This is a genomic window from Comamonas sp. AG1104 (assembly GCF_003350425.1).
GTDB classification, from domain to species: Bacteria; Pseudomonadota; Gammaproteobacteria; order Burkholderiales; family Burkholderiaceae_C; genus Comamonas; species Comamonas testosteroni.
Genome location: NZ_QQAS01000002.1, coordinates 493,816 through 512,246 on the forward strand (window position 1 = coordinate 493,816; position 18,431 = coordinate 512,246).

Annotated in this window: 14 protein-coding genes; 7 read left to right on the forward strand and 7 right to left on the reverse strand. The window is 63.1% G+C overall.

The annotated features are described in order from the left end of the window. The first annotated feature begins 2 nt into the window (after positions 1 to 2). Positions 3 to 1,583: a DHA2 family efflux MFS transporter permease subunit gene (locus DFO48_RS06935; RefSeq protein WP_003076761.1), complete on the forward strand. Its 1,581-nt coding sequence runs from the start codon at positions 3 to 5 to the stop codon at positions 1,581 to 1,583. A gap of 182 nt (positions 1,584 to 1,765) precedes the next feature. After that, positions 1,766 to 4,249, forward strand: coding sequence for a UvrD-helicase domain-containing protein (locus DFO48_RS06940; protein ID WP_114862939.1), 2,484 nt, complete (start codon positions 1,766 to 1,768; stop codon positions 4,247 to 4,249). A gap of 69 nt (positions 4,250 to 4,318) precedes the next feature. On the opposite strand, the gene DFO48_RS06945 is transcribed toward DFO48_RS06940, so the two are convergent. From DFO48_RS06945 to DFO48_RS06960, 4 genes are all read right to left on the reverse strand, one after another. Then, on the reverse strand, positions 4,319 to 6,274 hold the full coding sequence (locus DFO48_RS06945; protein ID WP_114862940.1) for a PhoX family phosphatase: 1,956 nt from the start codon (positions 6,272 to 6,274) through the stop codon (positions 4,319 to 4,321). Between the two features lie 232 nt (positions 6,275 to 6,506). Further along, positions 6,507 to 7,337 carry a BPSS1780 family membrane protein gene (locus DFO48_RS06950; protein WP_003067798.1) on the reverse strand — a complete coding sequence of 277 codons (831 nt, stop codon included), beginning with the start codon at positions 7,335 to 7,337 and terminating at the stop codon, positions 6,507 to 6,509. 111 nt (positions 7,338 to 7,448) lie between these two features. Continuing rightward, complete coding sequence (locus DFO48_RS06955) at positions 7,449 to 8,405, reverse strand: homoserine kinase (RefSeq protein WP_114862941.1); 957 nt, start codon at positions 8,403 to 8,405, stop codon at positions 7,449 to 7,451. A gap of 111 nt (positions 8,406 to 8,516) precedes the next feature. Further along, positions 8,517 to 8,879 (reverse strand): hypothetical protein, encoded by a 363-nt coding sequence (locus tag DFO48_RS06960; RefSeq protein WP_003076753.1) that lies wholly within the window; start codon positions 8,877 to 8,879, stop codon positions 8,517 to 8,519. Between the two features lie 100 nt (positions 8,880 to 8,979). On the opposite strand from DFO48_RS06960, the gene polA reads away from it, so the two are divergent. The 5 genes from polA to DFO48_RS06985 all read left to right on the forward strand — a co-directional run bounded on the left by polA (position 8,980) and on the right by DFO48_RS06985 (position 15,115). Continuing rightward, positions 8,980 to 11,793 carry a DNA polymerase I gene (gene polA / locus DFO48_RS06965; RefSeq protein WP_114862942.1) on the forward strand — a complete coding sequence of 938 codons (2,814 nt, stop codon included), beginning with the start codon at positions 8,980 to 8,982 and terminating at the stop codon, positions 11,791 to 11,793. Positions 11,794 to 11,998: 205 nt separating this feature from the next. Beyond that, the gene (locus DFO48_RS06970; protein WP_114862943.1) at positions 11,999 to 12,661 is read left to right on the forward strand and encodes an AzlC family ABC transporter permease; all 663 of its coding nucleotides are present in this window, start codon (positions 11,999 to 12,001) and stop codon (positions 12,659 to 12,661) included. Next, a complete protein-coding gene (locus DFO48_RS06975; protein ID WP_003076747.1) occupies positions 12,658 to 12,969 on the forward strand; it encodes an AzlD domain-containing protein in 312 nt (103 codons plus the stop codon). Before DFO48_RS06970 ends, DFO48_RS06975 begins: the two co-directional genes overlap by 4 nt. 92 nt (positions 12,970 to 13,061) lie before the next feature. After that, entirely contained in the window at positions 13,062 to 13,967 is a 906-nt protein-coding gene (locus DFO48_RS06980; protein ID WP_114862944.1) for a dienelactone hydrolase family protein, read from the forward strand. A 200-nt stretch (positions 13,968 to 14,167) separates the two neighbouring features. Next, positions 14,168 to 15,115 carry a ZIP family metal transporter gene (locus DFO48_RS06985; protein ID WP_003076742.1) on the forward strand — a complete coding sequence of 316 codons (948 nt, stop codon included), beginning with the start codon at positions 14,168 to 14,170 and terminating at the stop codon, positions 15,113 to 15,115. A gap of 99 nt (positions 15,116 to 15,214) precedes the next feature. Here the strand turns inward: DFO48_RS06985 and DFO48_RS06990 are convergent, their stop codons facing one another. From DFO48_RS06990 to DFO48_RS07000, 3 genes are all read right to left on the reverse strand, one after another. Beyond that, entirely contained in the window at positions 15,215 to 15,988 is a 774-nt protein-coding gene (locus DFO48_RS06990) for a LytTR family DNA-binding domain-containing protein (protein ID WP_114862945.1), read from the reverse strand. After that, positions 15,969 to 17,039: a sensor histidine kinase gene (locus DFO48_RS06995; RefSeq protein ID WP_114863111.1), complete on the reverse strand. Its 1,071-nt coding sequence runs from the start codon at positions 17,037 to 17,039 to the stop codon at positions 15,969 to 15,971. The genes DFO48_RS06990 and DFO48_RS06995 overlap by 20 nt, the downstream gene beginning before the upstream one ends. Before the next feature lie 190 nt (positions 17,040 to 17,229). After that, positions 17,230 to 18,195 carry a DMT family transporter gene (locus DFO48_RS07000; protein ID WP_114862946.1) on the reverse strand — a complete coding sequence of 322 codons (966 nt, stop codon included), beginning with the start codon at positions 18,193 to 18,195 and terminating at the stop codon, positions 17,230 to 17,232. Between the last annotated feature and the right edge of the window lie 236 nt (positions 18,196 to 18,431).

Here is an 18,431-nt window from a genome sequence, read left to right on the forward strand (position 1 = left end):
TCATGAGCGATCACAACGCAAGTGCGGCCGCAGCGGCCGATGCGCCGGCCGTACCCATGGCAGCCGGCATGGTGCCGCTGACGGGGGGCACGCTGTGGCTGGCGGCCCTGGTGCTGGCCGCGGCCAATTTCATGGCCGTGCTGGACATGACGGTGGCCAATGTCTCCGTGCCCAGCATCGCCGGCAATCTGGGCGCGACCACCAGCCAGGGCACCTGGGTCATCACCAGCTATGCGGTGGCCGAGGCCATCACCGTGCCGCTGACCGGCTGGCTGGCAGCGCGCTTTGGCGCGGTGCGCGTGTTTGCCACGGCCATGGGCTTGTTCGGTCTGGCATCGCTGCTGTGCGGCCTGGCTAATTCACTGGGCATGCTGGTGTTTGCGCGCATCTTGCAGGGTCTGGCCGGCGGCCCGCTGATGCCGCTGTCCCAGTCGCTGCTGCTGCGCATCTTCCCGCCGCGCATGGCGCCTGCGGCCATCGGCCTGTGGTCCATGACCACGCTGATCGCCCCCGTGCTGGGCCCCATCGTGGGCGGCTGGATCTGCGACGAGTACACCTGGCACTGGATCTTTCTGATCAACATCCCGGTGGCCCTGGTCTGCGCGTTTGCGGTCTGGCATCTGGTCAGGCGCTACGAGCAGCCGCTGCTCAAGAACCCCATAGACACCGTGGGCCTGATTCTGCTCATCGTCTGGGTGGGTTCGCTGCAGCTGATGCTGGACGAAGGCAAGAATCTGGACTGGTTTGCCTCTCCCATGATCGTGGCGCTGGCTGCGGTGGCCGTGGTGGGCTTTGCGGCCTTCATGATCTGGGAGCTGCATGCCGAGCACCCGATCGTGGATCTGCGCGTCTTCAGGCACCGCGGCTTTTCCATGGCCGTGCTGACCATCAGTCTGGCGTTTGCGGCCTTCTTCGCCGTCAATGTGCTCACGCCGCTGTGGCTGCAGAGCTTCATGGGCTACACGGCCACGCTGGCGGGTCTGGTCACGGCATGGACGGGGCTGTTCGCGCTGTTCGTGGCGCCGGCCGCCGCGGGGCTGGCGGCCCGGGTGGATCCGCGCCGGCTGATCTTTGGCGGCGTGTTCTGGATGGGGGTGATCACCTGCTGGCGCGCGTTTGCGACCACGGACATGGGCTATTGGGACATCGCCCTGCCGCTGATGTTCATGGGGCTGGGTCTGCCGTTCTTCTTCATACCGACCACCGGGCTGGCGCTGGCCAGTGTGGAGCCGCAGGAGATGGACAACGCGGCCGGTCTGATGAACTTTCTGCGCACCCTGTCGGGCGCGGCCGCGGTCTCCGTGGTCAACACGGCCTGGGAGAACGGCACGACGCGCAAGCATGCGGATCTGGTGGGTTTGAGCGATGCCAGCGGCGAGGTTCTGCACGGGCTGCAGCAGTCGGGCATGAGTGCCGATGCGGCGCTGTCGGCCCTCGATCAGCTCATCACCAGCCAGAGCGTGATGCTGGCCACCAATCAGATCATGTTCATCATTGCGGGCGGCTTTGTGCTGGCGGCCTGCGCGATCTGGCTGGCACCGAGGCCGAGCCGCGTGGTCGAGCCCGGTGCGGGCGGCCACTGAGTGTGAGTACCGTGGCTTGAATGAATTGATAGCTGCTTGCGCTTGATATCCATGAATTTCAGATATGAAAGTATCTGGAATCAATATGCATCAAGCGCAGGCAGCTTTTCTTTCAGGAGCATGATGCCGCGAAAGCAGCAGCAAATCGCAGGGAGTCGCCAGCATTTCTACAATGGGGGGCTATGTTCCCGATCGACCTGCTTGACTCCGCGCCAGACGGTGCAAATTCCGGCGCCAACCTCGCCTCTCACTCGCCCCTGCTGACCGGCCTCAACGATGAGCAGCTGGCCGCGGTGACCCTGCCTGCGGGCCATGCGCTGATTCTGGCGGGTGCCGGCTCGGGCAAGACGCGCGTGCTGACCACGCGCATCGCCTGGCTGCTGCAGACCGGGCAGGCCACGCCTGGCTCCATCATGGCTGTGACCTTCACCAACAAGGCCGCCAAGGAGATGCTCACGCGCCTGTCGGCCATGCTGCCCTACAACGTGCGCGGCATGTGGATAGGCACGTTCCACGGCCTGTGCAACCGTCTGCTGCGCGCCCATTACCAGGTGGCCAAGCTGCCGCAGGCGTTTCAGATTCTGGATACGCAAGACCAGCTCTCGGCCATCAAGCGTCTGTGCAAGCAGTTCAATGTGGATGACGAGCGCTTTCCGCCCAAGCAGCTGATGTACTTCATTGCGGGCTGCAAGGAAGAGGGCATGCGCCCTGGCGATGTGGTGGCGACCGACCCCGACACTCGCAAGAAAGTGGAGCTGTACCAGCTCTACGAAGAGCAATGCCAGCGCGAAGGCGTGGTCGATTTCGGCGAGCTGATGCTGCGCAGCTACGAGCTGCTGCGTGACGATGCCCATCTGCGCCATCACTATCAGCGCCGCTTTCAGCACATCCTGGTGGACGAGTTCCAGGACACCAACAAGCTGCAGTACCAGTGGCTCAAGCAACTGGCGGGCGACGATGTGGGCGGGCGCTACGAGTCGGCCGCCAGCGTGATTGCCGTGGGTGACGACGACCAGAGCATCTATGCCTTTCGCGGCGCACGCGTGGGCAATATGGCGGACTTCATCCGCGAGTTCGACGTCAAAAACCAGATCAAGCTGGAGCAGAACTACCGCTCCTTCAGCAACATCCTCGACTGCGCCAATGCGCTGATCAGCCACAACAGCAACCGTCTGGGCAAGAACCTGCGCACCAGCCTGGGCCCGGGCGAGCCGGTGCGAATCTACGAGGCGCCCAGCGATCTGGCCGAGGCTGCGTGGATGGTCGACGAGATCAAGCAGCTGGTTAGAAACGACGGTTTCACGCGCCAGGAAATCGCCGTGCTCTACCGCAGCAATGCGCAAAGCCGGGTGATCGAGTCGGCGCTGTTCAATTCCAAAATTCCCTATCGCGTCTACGGCGGCCTGCGCTTTTTCGAGCGTGCCGAAATCAAGCACGCCCTGGCCTATCTGCGCCTGCTGGAGAATCCGCACGACGACACCAGTTTCCTGCGCGTGGTGAACTTCCCCGCACGCGGCATCGGCGCGCGCACGATCGAAGTCCTGCAGGACACGGCGCGCAGCAGCGGCACTTCGCTGAGCGACGCTGTCACCGCCGTGGGCGGCGCGGCAGGCACCAAGCTGCAGGGTTTTGTGGCCCAGATCGATGTGCTGCGCGAGCAGACGCAAGGGCGCACGCTGCGTGAAATCATCGAGACCGTGGAAGAGCAAAGCGGGCTGATCGAGCATTACCGCAACGAGAAGGAAGGCGCGGACCGCATCGAGAACTTGCAGGAACTGGTCACGGCTGCCGAGAGCTTTGTGACCCAGGAAGGTTTTGGCCGCGATGCCGTGGCCATGCCGCTGGACGAGCAGCAGAATGCACCGCAGCTGAGCCAGTCACCTGTCAGCCAGGGGCTGGATCCGAATCAGCCGCTGCTGGACGAGACGCTCAAGGCGCCGGCCGGTACGGCAGCCTCCATGGTCAATGCCGACACCGGCGAGACGCTGTCGCCGCTGCAGGCCTTTCTCGTGCATGCGGCGCTGGAAGCAGGCGACAACCAGGCACAGGCCGGCCAGGACGCGGTGCAACTGATGACCGTGCATGCCTCCAAGGGTCTGGAGTTTGATGCCGTGTTCATTGGCGGCGTCGAGGAAGGCCTGTTCCCGCACGAGAACGCCATGATGGATCGTGGCGGTCTGGAGGAGGAGCGACGCCTGGCCTACGTGGCCATCACGCGTGCGCGCAAGCGTCTGTATCTGAGCCATTCGCAGACGCGCATGCTGCACGGCCAGACGCGCTACAACGTCAAGAGCCGCTTCTTTGACGAGCTGCCCGAAGAGGCGCTCAAGTGGATCACGCCCAGGCAAAGCGGCTTTGGCAGTTTTGCGCCTTCTTCAGGCGCCGGTGGTGCCTGGGGATCAAGGGCTGGAGGTCAATACGGCTCGGGCTCGGGCTGGGGCGGCAAGCAGGCCGAGGTCTTTGCCAGCCCGCCGGTGCCACAGCAAAAGGCCGAGCCTGCGCATGGCATCAAGGCCGGTATCGCGGTGTTTCACAACAAGTTCGGCGAGGGCAAGGTGCTGGCAGTGGAGGGCACGGGTGACGATGCGCGCGCCCAGGTCAGCTTCGGTCGCCATGGCACCAAGTGGCTGGCGCTGGCGATTGCCAAGCTGACGATTGTGGATTGAGGCATAGCGCCTTTGCCCAGTAAAAAAGCCGCCTTTGTAGAAGGCGGCTTTTTTATGAGGTGCTGGTGCTTATTTGGCGCTGAGCTTCATCTGGGTGGGCTTGGCTGTCATGTAACCCACGGCTGCGCCAAACTTGTCCTTGTAGTTGGCGTTGATCAAGCTGTCGAGCTGATTCTTGATCTTCGCGTGCAGGCTACCCCAGTCGCCTGGGTGCTGGAAGTTGCTCTGGATATAGGTCCAGCCGTTGATTTCGTCCACGGCATGCAAGCCAGTAGATTCGGCACCTGCAGGTGTGGACAAAACACGCGACATGGTCTTGGTATCAACGTTGTAGGTCCAAAGGAAGTTGTTGACGTGGTTGCCGCTGTCCTCGCCAATAAAGAGCGTACGCATCTTTTCCGAGAACTTGAGGTTGTCAGGGCTGGCAATTTTGTCCGGGTTGGCGGTGTTGCCCAGAGCGTCTGCGGCAATGTCTTCACCCATCATAAGCATGTGCGAACTTGTGGGGACCCATTCGCTGTTGATGGCCGCGCCCTTGGTGTCCTTGATGCTGCCGCCCAGCTTGTGCTCAAGAATGCCGCCAGCCTTGACTGTCTTGGGGAAGTTGACATTGTGTTTGCTGTTCCAGGACTTGTCGTTCTGGATCATAGAAGCCTGAATATTAGCCAGCGCCGAGTAGGCAACCTTGTCCTTGATGTTGAGCGTTGTGCCTTCCATTTTGGTGAACGCCATGCTGCCGCCCATCAAATTGGCGTAGCGGTGGGTTTCCAGGAAGGCTGCAGCCTTCTCCATGCCGGGCTTGAGCTTGAGCCAGGCGGCAGTGCCGTCCAGAAAGACCTTGGTGTAGCTTGTGTCGTTGGGGTCGGCTGTGAGCGACTCCATGATGTCGGTGGGCTTGGTGCTGTTGGCCAGAGTTTCGATCTCAGCGCTGGTCGCGTGGCCGAGGTTGATCCACTCCATCTTGGCGGTGGAAATATCGGTCAGCGATTCTGTGTAATGCGCCACATACAGCGTGCCTGCGGAGAGATCTTTCTCCTTGTCTGCCACAAACATAAACAGACCGCCGTTGGTGTAGTCGTCCCCCATCAAGGCTGTGCGATTGTCGGGCATGACATGGATCAACTCGTGCGAGATGCGGCCCAGGCAGTAATGCTTCTTGACCGTGCCGGTGCCGTCGGGGTTGACGGTAATTTCAGGTAGGTGGCCGTAATGGTATGGGTTGGCCTTGGTTTCATCGCCAAACACGTTCTTGCTAAAGGCCTTGAACATGGACGAGCTGCTGGCACTGAAAGCATCTGGCTCGTATTCCTCGCTGGACAGGTGAGTGTTCCAGGGCGAGAGGCTGGCGCCGCAAGTGATCCAGAGGCCGTGAGCCTTGGACATGTCCACATTGTGGTATTTGACCAGGCTGAGCTTGCCGTTGGATTGATCTTGATCCAGAGTCAGCACGGCAATGGGCGAGGGCAGGGTGCCGTAGGCGCTTGCGCCGGATTGGTCTTTGCTGGCGTACTCAAACTGCACCACTGCAAACACGGGTTTGCCTTTGACGCCGTCAACTTTGGCGTTATCAAGATGAATCAGTGAAGAGCCATCTGGGCAGTCGGAGAAAAAGTGACGCTCTTTGCCAGCCACACTTTTGTCCATGATGGGCTGGTTGTTGATGTCGTAGTAGCCACCAGCGAGAATCTTGCCACCCTTGCCGTCGGCAACCATGTCGCCGGTCACGAAATAGGGCTCATAGCCCAGGTCGTAGATCTGCTCGCTCTTGTCGTCGAAAGTGACCTTGAGCTGGGACGCCACATACATTGTCGCCATATTGGCAGGCGTGCTCAGCGTAGGCGCGGCCATGCTGGTGAAGGTGGCGGAAACATAGTTCTTTGTGACAGGAGGCGTTGTGTTGTTATCGTCACCACCACCACATGCGGCCAGCAGGCTGGATGCGGACACGACCGAACCCAGTGGGAGCAGAGGAGCGCCAGAAAAGAGTTGCAGGGCCTTACGACGGCTGAGCAGATTTTGTGCCATGAGAGTTTCGCAGTGTGGGGTGAAGCGCAGACTTGGGGCCGCGCTGAATTGGATGAATGCCAGGACATGAGATGCATGTCTTGGTCAGTCCTGCGAATCCTAGGAAACGAATATGACAGTGCCGTGGCGGCTTGATGACGCCGGGATGAATGATCTGCTGGCGCGGGCCTGTGCTCGGCCCATAAAAAAGCCCCGACCTGAGGCCGGGGCTGGTGCTGGATATTGCTAGAGCTTACGAATCCGATGATGGCGGCGCTGTGCCCGACGAGGAGTCGATCAGGGTCTGATCGTCATCGGGCGGGCTGAAGCTGTCACGGAAGGTAAACACAATCGAGGTAAAAAAGATGGCGGCCAGCATCAGTGCCGTTGCCACCATCAGGCCACCGGCAATGCTGCCGATGAGCATGGCCAGGATGCCGGTCACGATGGCCAGGGCCATGCCGGAGACGATGAACACGCCTATCCAGCAGACACCGAACACCAGATAGGCACCGATATTGCGAATGCAGCCGACAAAGCTGAAGAACAGCGATTTGACGGGGCTGATTCCATGCCAGTGGATGAGCGCCGGAGCATGCCAGAAGGCCAGCGACAGCGGCAGGTAGAGAAACATGCTCAGCCACATGGCGGACTGGAACTCAGGCTCTTCGGCCAGTTCGCGGGTCATGGGAGTCTGGCCCAGGTAGACGCTGGCAAAAGTGCCGCCGTCCACAAGGCTGGAGGCACCGATGATGAGCAGAAAGCCGGCGGCATAGAGGCCGCCCAGCATCAGCATGGAGTGCAGATGCTGGCTGCCGGAGCGGAAAGCCACCAGCAGCAGCGCCGGTGTGGGCTTGCGGCCGTGGGCGGCTTCGGATGCCGCGACCATCATGGTCAGCGAGATGCAGGGCAGCAGTGCCAGAGCAATGACGGGACCGATCAGCGGCAGGGCCGAGATCAGAGACATGCTGGCCATGCCCAGAAAGAACAGGGCGGCCAGGGCCAGGGGCTGGCTTTTGAAGGTGCGCAGACCCTGCAGCACCCATTGCAGACCGGTGCCGGGTGGAACGATTTGAAGTTTCATGGAAGAGGCTGAAATACTTTTGCGAGAGCGTGCAAAAGTCGCTTCTTGCACTGTACCCGAGACGGCTGGGCGGGGCCATCAAAAGCCCCGGAGCAATCAGCTGCTTGGTACTCAGTCCAGCGTCAGCGGATGCGCGATGCGCTGGTTCAGCACACGCTCGAAGTGGGTGGGGTCGTGGGGCTGCAGCAGTGCGGCTTCACGCGGCAGATGGAAGTCCCAGAGGCGGGAGATCCAGAAGCGCAGGGCGCCGGCACGCAGCTGGGCGTTGAGCAACTCGCGCTCAGGCCCGGTCAGCGGACGCACGGCCTGGTAGGCCGCAAGCATGGCTTTGGCGCGCTCGGCATCATGGGCACCTGTTGCGTGATCGATACACCAATCGTTGAGGCAGACTGCAAGATCGAACAGCCAGGTGTCCACGCCAGCGAAATAGAAGTCGAAAAAGCCGGTCAGCCGGTCGCCCTCGAACATCACGTTGTCGCGGAACAGGTCGGCATGGATGGGGCCGCGCGGCAGGGCTGCATAGCTGGCCGAGGCTGCGATATGGTTCTGGTAGGCCAGCTCGGCGCGCAGCATGGCGGCGGTTTCCTCGCCCAGATGGGGCAGGACCACGGGCACGGTTTCATTCCACCAGGGCAGGCCGCGCAGATTGGGCTGCTGGCGGTCGTAGTCCTGACCGGCCAGATGCATGCGCGCCAGCATCTCGCCCACGGCAGCGCAGTGCACGGCAGTCGGGGCCAGCTGGCTTTTGCCGGCCAGGCGATTGACGATGGATGCGGGCTTGCCACAGACCTTGAGCAGGATGTCGCCGCTGCGTGTCTCGCCCTGCGGGTCCGGCACGGGAATCCCGGCCCGGGCCAGATGCTTCATCAGGTAGAGGTAGAAAGGCAGCTGCTCGGCACTCAGGCGCTCGAACAGTGTCAGTACCCACTCACCCTGGTCGGTCGTCAGAAAGTAGTTGGTGTTTTCAATGCCGCCTTGAATGCCGCGCAATTCCTTGAACGAGCCTAGGGACATGCGGCGCAGCAGCTCGCGCGCATCTTTATCGGAAACTTCGGTGAAAACAGCCATGGTGAATACGCCGGTCTGAGGCGACCGACCGAACTAGCGGGGAGAAGGTGTCTATATGCAACAGGGCAGTGAAGCACTGCCCTGTCATGAATGGGGAAAGCGCGCCGCGCTTCAGAATTTGATGAAATTCCAGACGCGGGTGCCCGTGGTGTCGCCGCTGTTGTTGTCGCGGTTGCGGGCTGCGCGGGCACCGTCGTTGGACTGCACCTCGTACTCGGGCATGGAGCCGACCTTGGGTTGCACGGTGATGCTCTGGGTCTGGCCGCCGACGCGGGTTTCATCCACACGGCTGCCGGCGTCTTCCACACGGATATGTTCGATCCGCTGGTTGTGCTTGCCGGTCGCCGCCGCGTTGTCCTGCTGACCCTGGGGCGCAGGAGCGACCACGGCATTGGCCGGAGCAGGGGTGGGGGACTGGGCCAGAACGGATCCGGCAGCCAGGCTCAGGATGATGAAAAGTGGTGCAGCGCGCATGATGCATAGATTGTAGGGCGACTTCGAATTGTCCCACCAGGCGCAGCCTGTCTTTGGGCTGCAGACCGCAGGAGCCGGGCACGCGTGCACAATCCGGGGTATGAGCAATTCCAAGACCCTGGTGCTGGTGGACGGCTCCAGCTACCTCTACCGCGCCTACCATGCCATGCCCGATCTGCGGGCGATTCCAGGCGACCCGGCCAGCCCGGCCACGGGTGCCATCCGCGGCATGGTGAACATGATGCAGGCGCTGAGGAAGGATGTGCAGGCCGATTACGCCGTCTGCGTGTTCGATGCCTCGGGCCCGACCTTCCGCGACGAGATGTACTCCGAGTACAAGGCCACACGCTCGCCCATGCCCGACGACCTGCGCAGCCAGATCGAGCCCATCCACGAGGTGGTTCAGCTGCTGGGCTGGAAAGTGGTGGCCGTGCCCGGCGTGGAAGCCGACGACGTGATCGCGACGCTGGCCCAGACCGCGGCGGCCCAGGGCATCAACGTGATCGTCTCCAGCGGCGACAAGGACTTGAGCCAGCTGGTGGACGAGCATGTGACCATCATCGACACCATGAATGGCAAAAAGCGCGACGTGGCCGGGGTGACGGCCGAGTTCGGCGTGCCGCCGGCGTTGATGATCGACTACCAGGCGCTGGTGGGAGACACCGTGGACAACGTGCCAGGCGTGACCAAGGTCGGCCCCAAGACTGCCGCCAAGTGGCTGGAGGAGCATGGTTCGCTGGACAATCTGATCGCCCGCGCCGCAGATATCAAGGGCGTTGCCGGTCAGAACCTGCGCGATGCGATTGCCAGCGGTCAGCTGGCGCTGAGCCGTCAGCTGGTGACCATGAAGACCGATTGCGATCTGTCCGCCTACATCGGCGGTTTGCCGCAGCTCGATGCCATCACGCTGGCCGAGCCCGATAGCGCAGCGCTTGCTCCCTTCTACGAGAAATACGGCTTCAAGGGTCTGGTGCGCACGCTGGGCGCTGCAGCGCCCGAAGCCAAGGCGGCCAAGCCAGGCAAGGCTGCCAAGGCAGACAGTGCCCAGGGCGGCCTGTTCGATGCCGATGACGCAGCGACTACCGAAGTCGCCGTTGCGGCCCAGCAGCGCGATGTGGTCTACACCACGATTCTGAGCGAGGCGCAGCTCGATGAATGGCTGGCCAAGATCGAGGCCGCCGAGCTGACGGCGCTGGATACCGAGACCGATTCGCTGGACGAGATGGTGGCGCGCATCGTCGGCATCTCCTTCAGCGTGGCCGTGGGCGAGGCCGCCTATATTCCGCTGCGCCACGAGGGCATGGACGTGCCCGAGCAACTGGACATGGACAGGGTGCTGGCCAGGCTCAAGCCCTGGCTGGAAGACGCCGGCAAGAAGAAGCTGGGCCAGCATGTCAAATATGACCAGCATGTGTTTGCCAACCACGGCATCACCGTGCGCGGCTATGCGCACGACACCATGCTGCAGTCCTATGTGCTCGAAGCCGACCGCCCGCACAATCTGACCAGCCTGGCGCTGCGCCATGTGAGCCGCAGCGGCATCAGCTACGAAGACCTGTGCGGCAAGGGCAAGAGCCAGATTCCGTTTGCCCAGGTGCCTGTGGACAAGGCCGCTGCATACAGCTGCGAGGATTCCGACCAGACGCTGGACGTGCACCACACCTTGTGGCCGCGCATCCAGGCCCATGCCGGTCTGCTGCATATCTACGAGCTGGAAATGCAGACCAGCGAAGCGCTGTTTCGCATCGAGCGCAATGGCGTGAGCATCGATGCGGGCGAGCTGGCACGCCAGAGCAACGATCTGGGCGCGCGCATCCTCAAGCTCGAGCAAGAGGCTTACGAGATTGCGGGCCAGCCCTTCAATCTGTCCTCGCCCAAACAGCTGGGCGAGATCTTCTTCGACAAGCTGGGCATGCCCGTCGTGAAGAAGACCGCCACCGGCGCGCGCAGCACGGACGAGGAAGTGCTGGAAAAGCTGGCCGAGGACTATCCGCTGCCCGCCAAGCTGCTTGAGCACCGCTCGCTGTCCAAGCTCAAGGGCACCTACACCGACAAGCTGGCCCAGATGGCCTTGCCCAGCGACGGCCGCGTGCACACCCACTACGCCCAGGCCGTGGCGGTGACGGGGCGCCTGTCCAGCAACGACCCCAATCTGCAGAACATTCCCGTGCGCACGCCCGAAGGCCGTCGCGTGCGCGAAGCCTTTGTGGCACCCGAGGGCAAGCTGATTGCCAGCGCCGACTATTCGCAGATCGAGCTGCGCATCATGGCCCATCTGTCGGGGGACGAGGCGCTGCTGAGCGCCTTCAAGAACGGCCTGGACGTGCACCGTGCCACGGCGGCCGAAGTCTTCGGCGTGAGTGTGGACGAGGTCAGCAGCGAGCAGCGCCGCTATGCCAAGGTGATCAACTTCGGCCTGATCTACGGCATGAGCAGCTTCGGCCTGGCCAAGAACCTGGGCATTGAAACCAAGGCAGCGGCTGCCTATATCGACAAATACTTCCAGCGCTATCCCGGCGTGAAACGCTATATGGACCAGACCGTGGAGCTGGCCCACGCCCAGGGCTATGTGGAGACCGTCTTCGGTCGCCGCCTGGTGCTGCCCGAGATCAACGGCGGCAACGGCCCGCGCAAGAAAGCGGCCGAGCGCGCCGCCATCAATGCCCCCATGCAGGGCACGGCGGCCGATCTGATCAAGAAGGCCATGGTGGCCGTGCAGGCCAGGCTGGACGCCGAAAAGCCCGAGGTGCTGGTCATCATGCAGGTGCATGACGAACTGGTGTTCGAGCTGCCCGAGTCCGCCAGGGACTGGGTGCAGGCCGAGATCCCGGCCATCATGGCCGGCGTGGCCGATCTGTCCGTGCCGCTGCTGGCCGAGATCGGCTTTGGCAGCAACTGGGAAAAAGCGCATTGAGCTTTTCACCAAAAGGCGCGCTGATACGCTGTCGTCCCAGGGGCCTTTGTCTCGTCATGGCGGCTCCTTAAAAAAGAGAGCTGCTTGCGCTTACTGAAAAAGCACTTCAGGTTGTTTTTGATCTGAAGTGCTTTGCTTGCAAGCGCTGCCAGCTCCTGAATTGTTCTAGCTTGATCCAGGAAATATCTTGTTCAAAGGCTTTCCAATGACGCCTGCCGTGCGCATGGGGCTGTCGATTTCTGTGGCAACGGGGTTGTACGGCATCTCCTTCGGCGCGCTGTCCGTGGCGGCCGGCCTCAATCTCTGGCAGACCATGGCGCTGAGCGCGCTTATGTTCACCGGCGGTTCGCAGTTCGCCTTCATCGGCGTGGTTGCGGGCGGCGGCAGCGGCATGGCGGCCGTGAGCGCGGCCTCGCTGCTGGGCGTGCGCAATGCCATCTACGGCATGCAGATGAGCCGCCTGCTGGGCGTCAAAGGGCTGCAGCGCTGGTTGGCCGCGCACTGGACCATCGACGAATCTGCGGCCACGGCATCGGGGCAGCAGGAGCTGGCCGAGCAGCGGCGCGGCTTCTGGGTCGCCGGGGCGGGCGTGTTCCTGCTCTGGAATCTGTTCACCTTGCTGGGCGCGCTGATGGGCAATGCGCTGGGCGACACGCGCCGCTTCGGTCTTGACGGGGCTGCCGTGGCGGCCTTTCTCGGCCTGCTCTGGCCGCGTCTGAATGCGCGCGAGCCGGTGGCGCTGGCGCTGGGCTGCGGCCTGGTCACGGCTCTGGCCATACCCTGGGTGCCTGCAGGTGTGCCGATTCTGCTGGCCGCAGCCCTGGGCGCCTTCTGGGGCTGGGTGCGCCCTTCGGAGGCCGAGCAATGACACTGTCCCTGTGGCAATGGATCTTGCTGGCCTGTGCGCTGGCCTTTGTGACCAAGCTGCTCGGCTACAGCCTGCCCGAGCGCTGGATGCGCAGCCCGCGCATGGCCCAGATCGCGGCCTGTCTGACGGTGGCGCTGCTGGCTTCACTGACGGTGATGAACACCCTGGCCAGCGGCACGCGCATCAGCCTGGATGCGCGCCTGGGCGCCTTGCTGGTGGCGGCGCTGGCCCTGTGGCTGCGGGCACCATTCTTGCTGGTGGTGATTCTGGGGGCCGTGGCTGCGGCGCTGCTGCGCTGGCTGGCCTGAGGTGCCTGCAACGCACTGGCCTTAGACTGCATGGCTAGCCAGGCTTGAGATCGTCAACACGTTCTGAAATTCCATCAACCCAAGGAGGATCCATGAAGTACGAAGACATCGCTCAGGATATGCAGGGACTGCTCGGCGGTCGCGCCGATGCCCAGCCCAGCCGCCGCACGGCCTTGCGCGCAGCCCTGGGAGCAGGTCTGGGTGTGGGCTATGCCTGCGCCGCCGGCCCGGTCATGGCACAGACGGCCATCAAGACCCCGGTCGACGGCCTGACGGCGGGTGAGGTCAGCATCGATGTCAAAGGCTTCAAGCTTCCGGCCTACCGGGCCATGCCCGCGGGCAGGCAGAATCTGCCCGTGGTGCTGGTGATCTCCGAAATCTTCGGCGTGCACGAATACATTGCCGACACCTGCCGCCGCCTGGCTCGTGCCGGCTATCTGGCGATAGCGCCCGATCTGTTCGTGCGCCAGGGCGATCCCATGGCCTATGCCGAGATGGCCAAGCTCATGAGCGAGGTGATCGCCAAGGTGCCCGATGCCCAGGCCATGGGCGATCTGGACGCTGCCGTGCAATGGGCCGGCACCCAGGGCGGCGACGTCAAGAAGCTCGCCATCACCGGCTTTTGCTGGGGCGGGCGCATCACCTGGTTGTATGCCGCACATGCCCCGCTCAAGGCCGGCGTGGCCTGGTATGGGCGCCTGCAGGGCAACAAGAACGATCTGCAGCCGAGCTATCCGCTGGATCTGGTGGGGCAGCTCAAGGCGCCGGTGCTGGGCCTGTACGGCGGCAAGGACACGGGCATTCCGCTGGAGTCGGTCGAAGCCATGAAGGCCGCGCTCAAGACCGGCTCTGCGGCGGCCAGGGCCTCGGAGTTCGTGATCTTCCCTGAGGCGCCCCATGCCTTCCATGCCGACTACCGCCCCAGCTACCGCGAGCATGCCGCGCAGGACGGCTGGACGCGCATGCTGACCTGGTTCAACCAGCATGGCGTGGCCTGATGCCTCATGCGCTGAAATTTTCGGCTCGGGGGGCTTGACAGCTTTGCTAAGGTGAAAGAAGTCCCGGCGTGCCATGCATGTCATGCGCATCCGGGGCTGACGGTATGGGGATAGTCGCAAGCGGGCCGCGTTGGGCGGCGCATTCTGCGAAAATCCTCAAGATTCGCCTGTAAAAGGTTGCGGTTAAGCCATATAAAGCTATGACATTGGTAGCAATTATTCTGGCCACCCTGGCTGCTGGTATCGGCAGTGTCTGGGTGGCCGCGTTGTTGATGAGTCTGGGAGGGGGACGCACGCCAGGGCTGATGCCCCAGCGTCTGCTGAGCCTGGCTGCGGGAGCCTTGCTCGCCACGGCCTTCATGCATTTGCTGCCCGAAGCGTTCGAGAGCCACGGCAAATCCCATGATCTGTTCGTGGTGCTGCTGATCGGGCTGGTGTTTTTCTTTCTGCTGTCCAAGGCCGAGCTCTGGCACCACGGCCATGAGCATTCGCATGGAGATGCCCACCAGCATGTTCCTGTGCACCACGGTCATGGCCACGATCATCAGCATGGTCACGCCCACCATGATCATGGCGATCACGCGCATGGTCACAGCCATGGCAAGGGCGGCTGGGCCATCCTGACCGGCGACAGCGTGCATTGCTTTGGCGATGGCGTGCTGATTGCATCGGCTTTCGTGGCCGACATCCGTCTGGGCTTGATTGCTGCCCTGTCGGTGCTGGCGCACGAGGTGCCTCACCACATGGGCGATATCGTGGTGCTGCGCCAGTCCAGCAGCAATCGCCGCGTGGCGCTGATCAAGGTGTCCATGGCAGGAGCCGTGACCACGCTGGGCGGGGTGGCCGGTTATTTCCTGATCGGACAGTTGCACGAGCTGCTGCCATATTTCCTGGTCATTGCGTCGAGCAGCTTTATCTATGTGGCCCTGGCCGACCTGATTCCTCAGCTGCAAAAGCGCCTGAGCGCCAAGGAAACCGCAGCCCAGGTCTTCTGGCTGCTGCTGGGCATTGTCGTCGTGACGGTGATGAGCGGCGCGGCGCACAACCATGGACATGAGCATGATCACGACCATGGCGCCGAGGTCGGGCATGCGCACGAGCCCGCGCCCGCTGCCAGCCATGAAGCGGCGCACAAGCATGAGCATTGATTGCGACTGCAGTCGATAAAAAACCGGCTTTCAGCCGGTTTTTTCATTCAGGAAATATCTCACGACTTACGCAAAGCGGGTTCCGGCCGGACGACTGACTCAGGAGGCAGGCCGTTGCAGCACTCTTGTTTGCGTAAGTCCTGTATCTTTGAGCTCGGTCTTGACCGCTGCCAACTGGCGGCGCGAGACCGGCAGCAGCTCGGGCACGCCCTGCAGGCGCAGGCCCCAGCCTTCGCCTTCCTGCGGGTCGTCATATCTCTCGAGGCCGCGCAAGGCCGAACGCAGCACCAGGGCGTTGCGGTGTATGCGCAGCAGATGTTCGCCATGGCGGCTTTCGAGATCGGCCAGCGCTCCGTCGAGGACGTAGTTGCGCTGCACGGTGCGCACGGTGATGTATTTCTGCTCGGCCTTGAGAAAGCGCACCTCGGACAGTGGCAGCCGCAGCGTGCCGCCGCGCTCTTGGATCAGCAGCACGGGGCTGCTGTCGACGACGCTGCGCGTGCTCAGTGCGCGTTCGGCCTTTTGCAGCGATTGCTGCAGGCGCTCCAGGCGCACGGGCTTGGTCAGATAGTCCACGGCGTCGAGCTCGAAAGCCTGTACCGCATGGCTGGCATGCGCCGTCACGAACACGATGGCGGGCGGGTTGGTCAGTTCCGCCAGTTCCGCTGCCAGCTGCAGCCCGTTGCGGCCCGGCATGTGGATGTCCAGCAGCACCAGCTGGACTGGTGTGGGCCGTGCGGCCTGCAGTATCTGCAGGGCTTGTTCGCCATCGGCGGCTTCCTGGATATGGTGCGGGCCATGTGCGCAGTCGCCGAGCAAAGTGCGCAGTCTGGCGCGGGCCAGAGCTTCGTCATCAACGATCAGAATGTGCATGGCGGGATTGTCCCGGTTTTGACTCGCTCTGCTGCAAAGGCACGCTCAGGCGCACCACATACAGCCCGTCGCGCACCTTGGCGCTGAAGCTGCCTTGCAGATCATGCAGCAGCGACAGCCTGGCCTTGACATTGTCCAGCGCCATGCCATGGCCGGTGCTTTGATGCTCGGCGCTGGCGGGCGGCAAGGTGTTGATGATCTGGATCTGCGCCGCGTTGCCGCGCCTTTCGGTGCGGACCTGCAGCTTGCCGCCGCGTGCATTGGGCTCCACGCCGTGGCGTATGGCGTTCTCCACCAGCGGCTGCAGCAGCAGCGGCGGCAGCAGCGCGCCATGCACGCTTTCATCGAGCTGCCACTGCATTTGCAGACGCTCGCCAAAGCGTACCTGCTCTATGGACAGATAGCGCTGGGCCAGCTCTATCTCCTGGGCCAGCGTGGTGGTCAGATGGGGTTCTGCCAGCGCATAGCGAAACAGATCGCTGAGGTCCTCGAGCAAGGCCTCGGCCTTGGCAGGCTCGGCGCGCACCAGCGCAATCGCGCTGTTGAGGGTGTTGAACAGAAAGTGTGGTCTGATGCGTGACTGCAGCTCGGTGAGGCGGGCCTGGGTCTGCGCCGGCGTGTTGCCGCGTGCGCGCAGTACCAGCGCTGTCACCAGCAGGGCGGCCAGCAGGCCTCCCGTGACGGCACTGGCCAGCCAGGGGGCTTTGGGCACGCCTATGAAGAACAGCATGCCGCAGGCGTAAAGCCCCGCGAGGGCGCCCAGCAGCACGCCGGCCAGATACTGGCCGCGCGTGCCCAGGCGCTGCAATTGATGCTTGAGGCTGCAGGCTGCGATCAGCCAGACCAGGGTGCCGGGCAGGCAGGCCCCGGTGAGCAGGGCCGCGCTGGAAAACCACTCCCAGAGCGAGTCCGCGCCATAGAGGGCGGCCGTGCTCACCACCACCTGTACGAACAGCACGGCGCGCAGCACCACGCCGGCATTGCAGGCGTCGAACACCAGGACCTTGCGGGCCGGGTTGGGGGTAGCGGCGATGAGCGGTGAAATAGGCACGGGCGGTCTGGTCTGGTGCAGGGTGGTGATTTGGATGCAAGAGCTGGGCAGCCAATCATGCGCAAAGAGCGTCTCCATCGACATGCCCGATCCGAATTTGCGCAGGTGCTGTGATTATTGGCCCGCAGCTGCGCTGCAACTGCAATTCCTGCGGCATCTGTCGGCTGGATGCATCAGCGTTTGTGCTGACTCAAACCGAGGCCGCAGCCCGGCCAGCGGCCTGAAAGCGTCTGAGCGACCAGACCACGCCCGCGAGAATTAGCAGCATGGGTGCCAGCTCGGCGAGCTGGGGCAGGCGCTGTTCATAGAGGAAGTGGTAGGCCAGGGCGAACAGGGTCTCGAACACCAGCAACTGGCCCACGAAGGTGATGGGCAGGCGCTGGCTGGCGGCATTCCACATCCAGTTTCCCAGCCAGGACGAGAGGATGGCCACGGCCAGATTCAGCAGCCAGAACAGCTGCCAGCGCTGGGCTGGAATGTCGGGGCTGCCGACGCCGCTGGCCTCCGGCGATACCAGCCAGAGCAGCGCCCAGAGCAAGGCGCTGATCAGTCCGACGACCAGGCCCCAGAGCGTGGACCATTCCGTGCCGTTGAAGCGGCTTTGTGCCAGATAGCGGGTGTTGTCCAGCGCGTAGCGGCTCCAGCAGAGCATGGCCAGCAGGGCCATCAGCACGCCCAGCAGATAGCGCCCCTGGCTGCCTGCGGGCCCTGTGGTCAGCGCATGGGCGTTGACGAGCACAATGCCGGCCAGAATCAGCGCCATGGGCGCCAGCATTCGGCGCAGCGGAAGCGCACCATGGGTGTTGCGGCCCAGCAGCGGTACGGTGACGGGAACCAGGCCCACGATCAGCGAGGTCACGGCCATTCCTATCCATTGCACGGCCGTGGCGACCAGGGCAAAGTACACCACATTGCCCGTCAGAGCCAGCCAGACCAGATGCCGGATATCGGCCGCTTGCAGCCTGGGCAGCAGCCTGGTGGCCCGAGGCAGAAAAACGCACAAGGCCACCACGCCATAGAGCACGAAGCGGCCGAAGGTGATCTGCAGCGGCGAGAACTCCGGCAGCATGGCAGGCACGAGAAAAATCGCACCCCAGAGCGCACAGGCGGCCAGGGCAAAACCGAGGCCGGAAATCAGGGTAGAGCGGGAATTCATGCCAGGCGGCACGTCAGCCGCTTGGGCCGCGGCCTGTGAGGAAGGTGAGCGAAGACGCCGAGATTGTCCGCGCAAGCCAGAAACCGGGTGGTTGCAACCGGATTTATCTGATTTGCATGGAAAGCCTTGCAAGCCTTTTCCATAAAGCATAGAAAGCTATCGATTAATGAGCGATGCGCGTGTGAGTACCGCTTTGTCGCAGTGGCCGGCAATGGCTCTGGGGCGCTCTGGCGCCG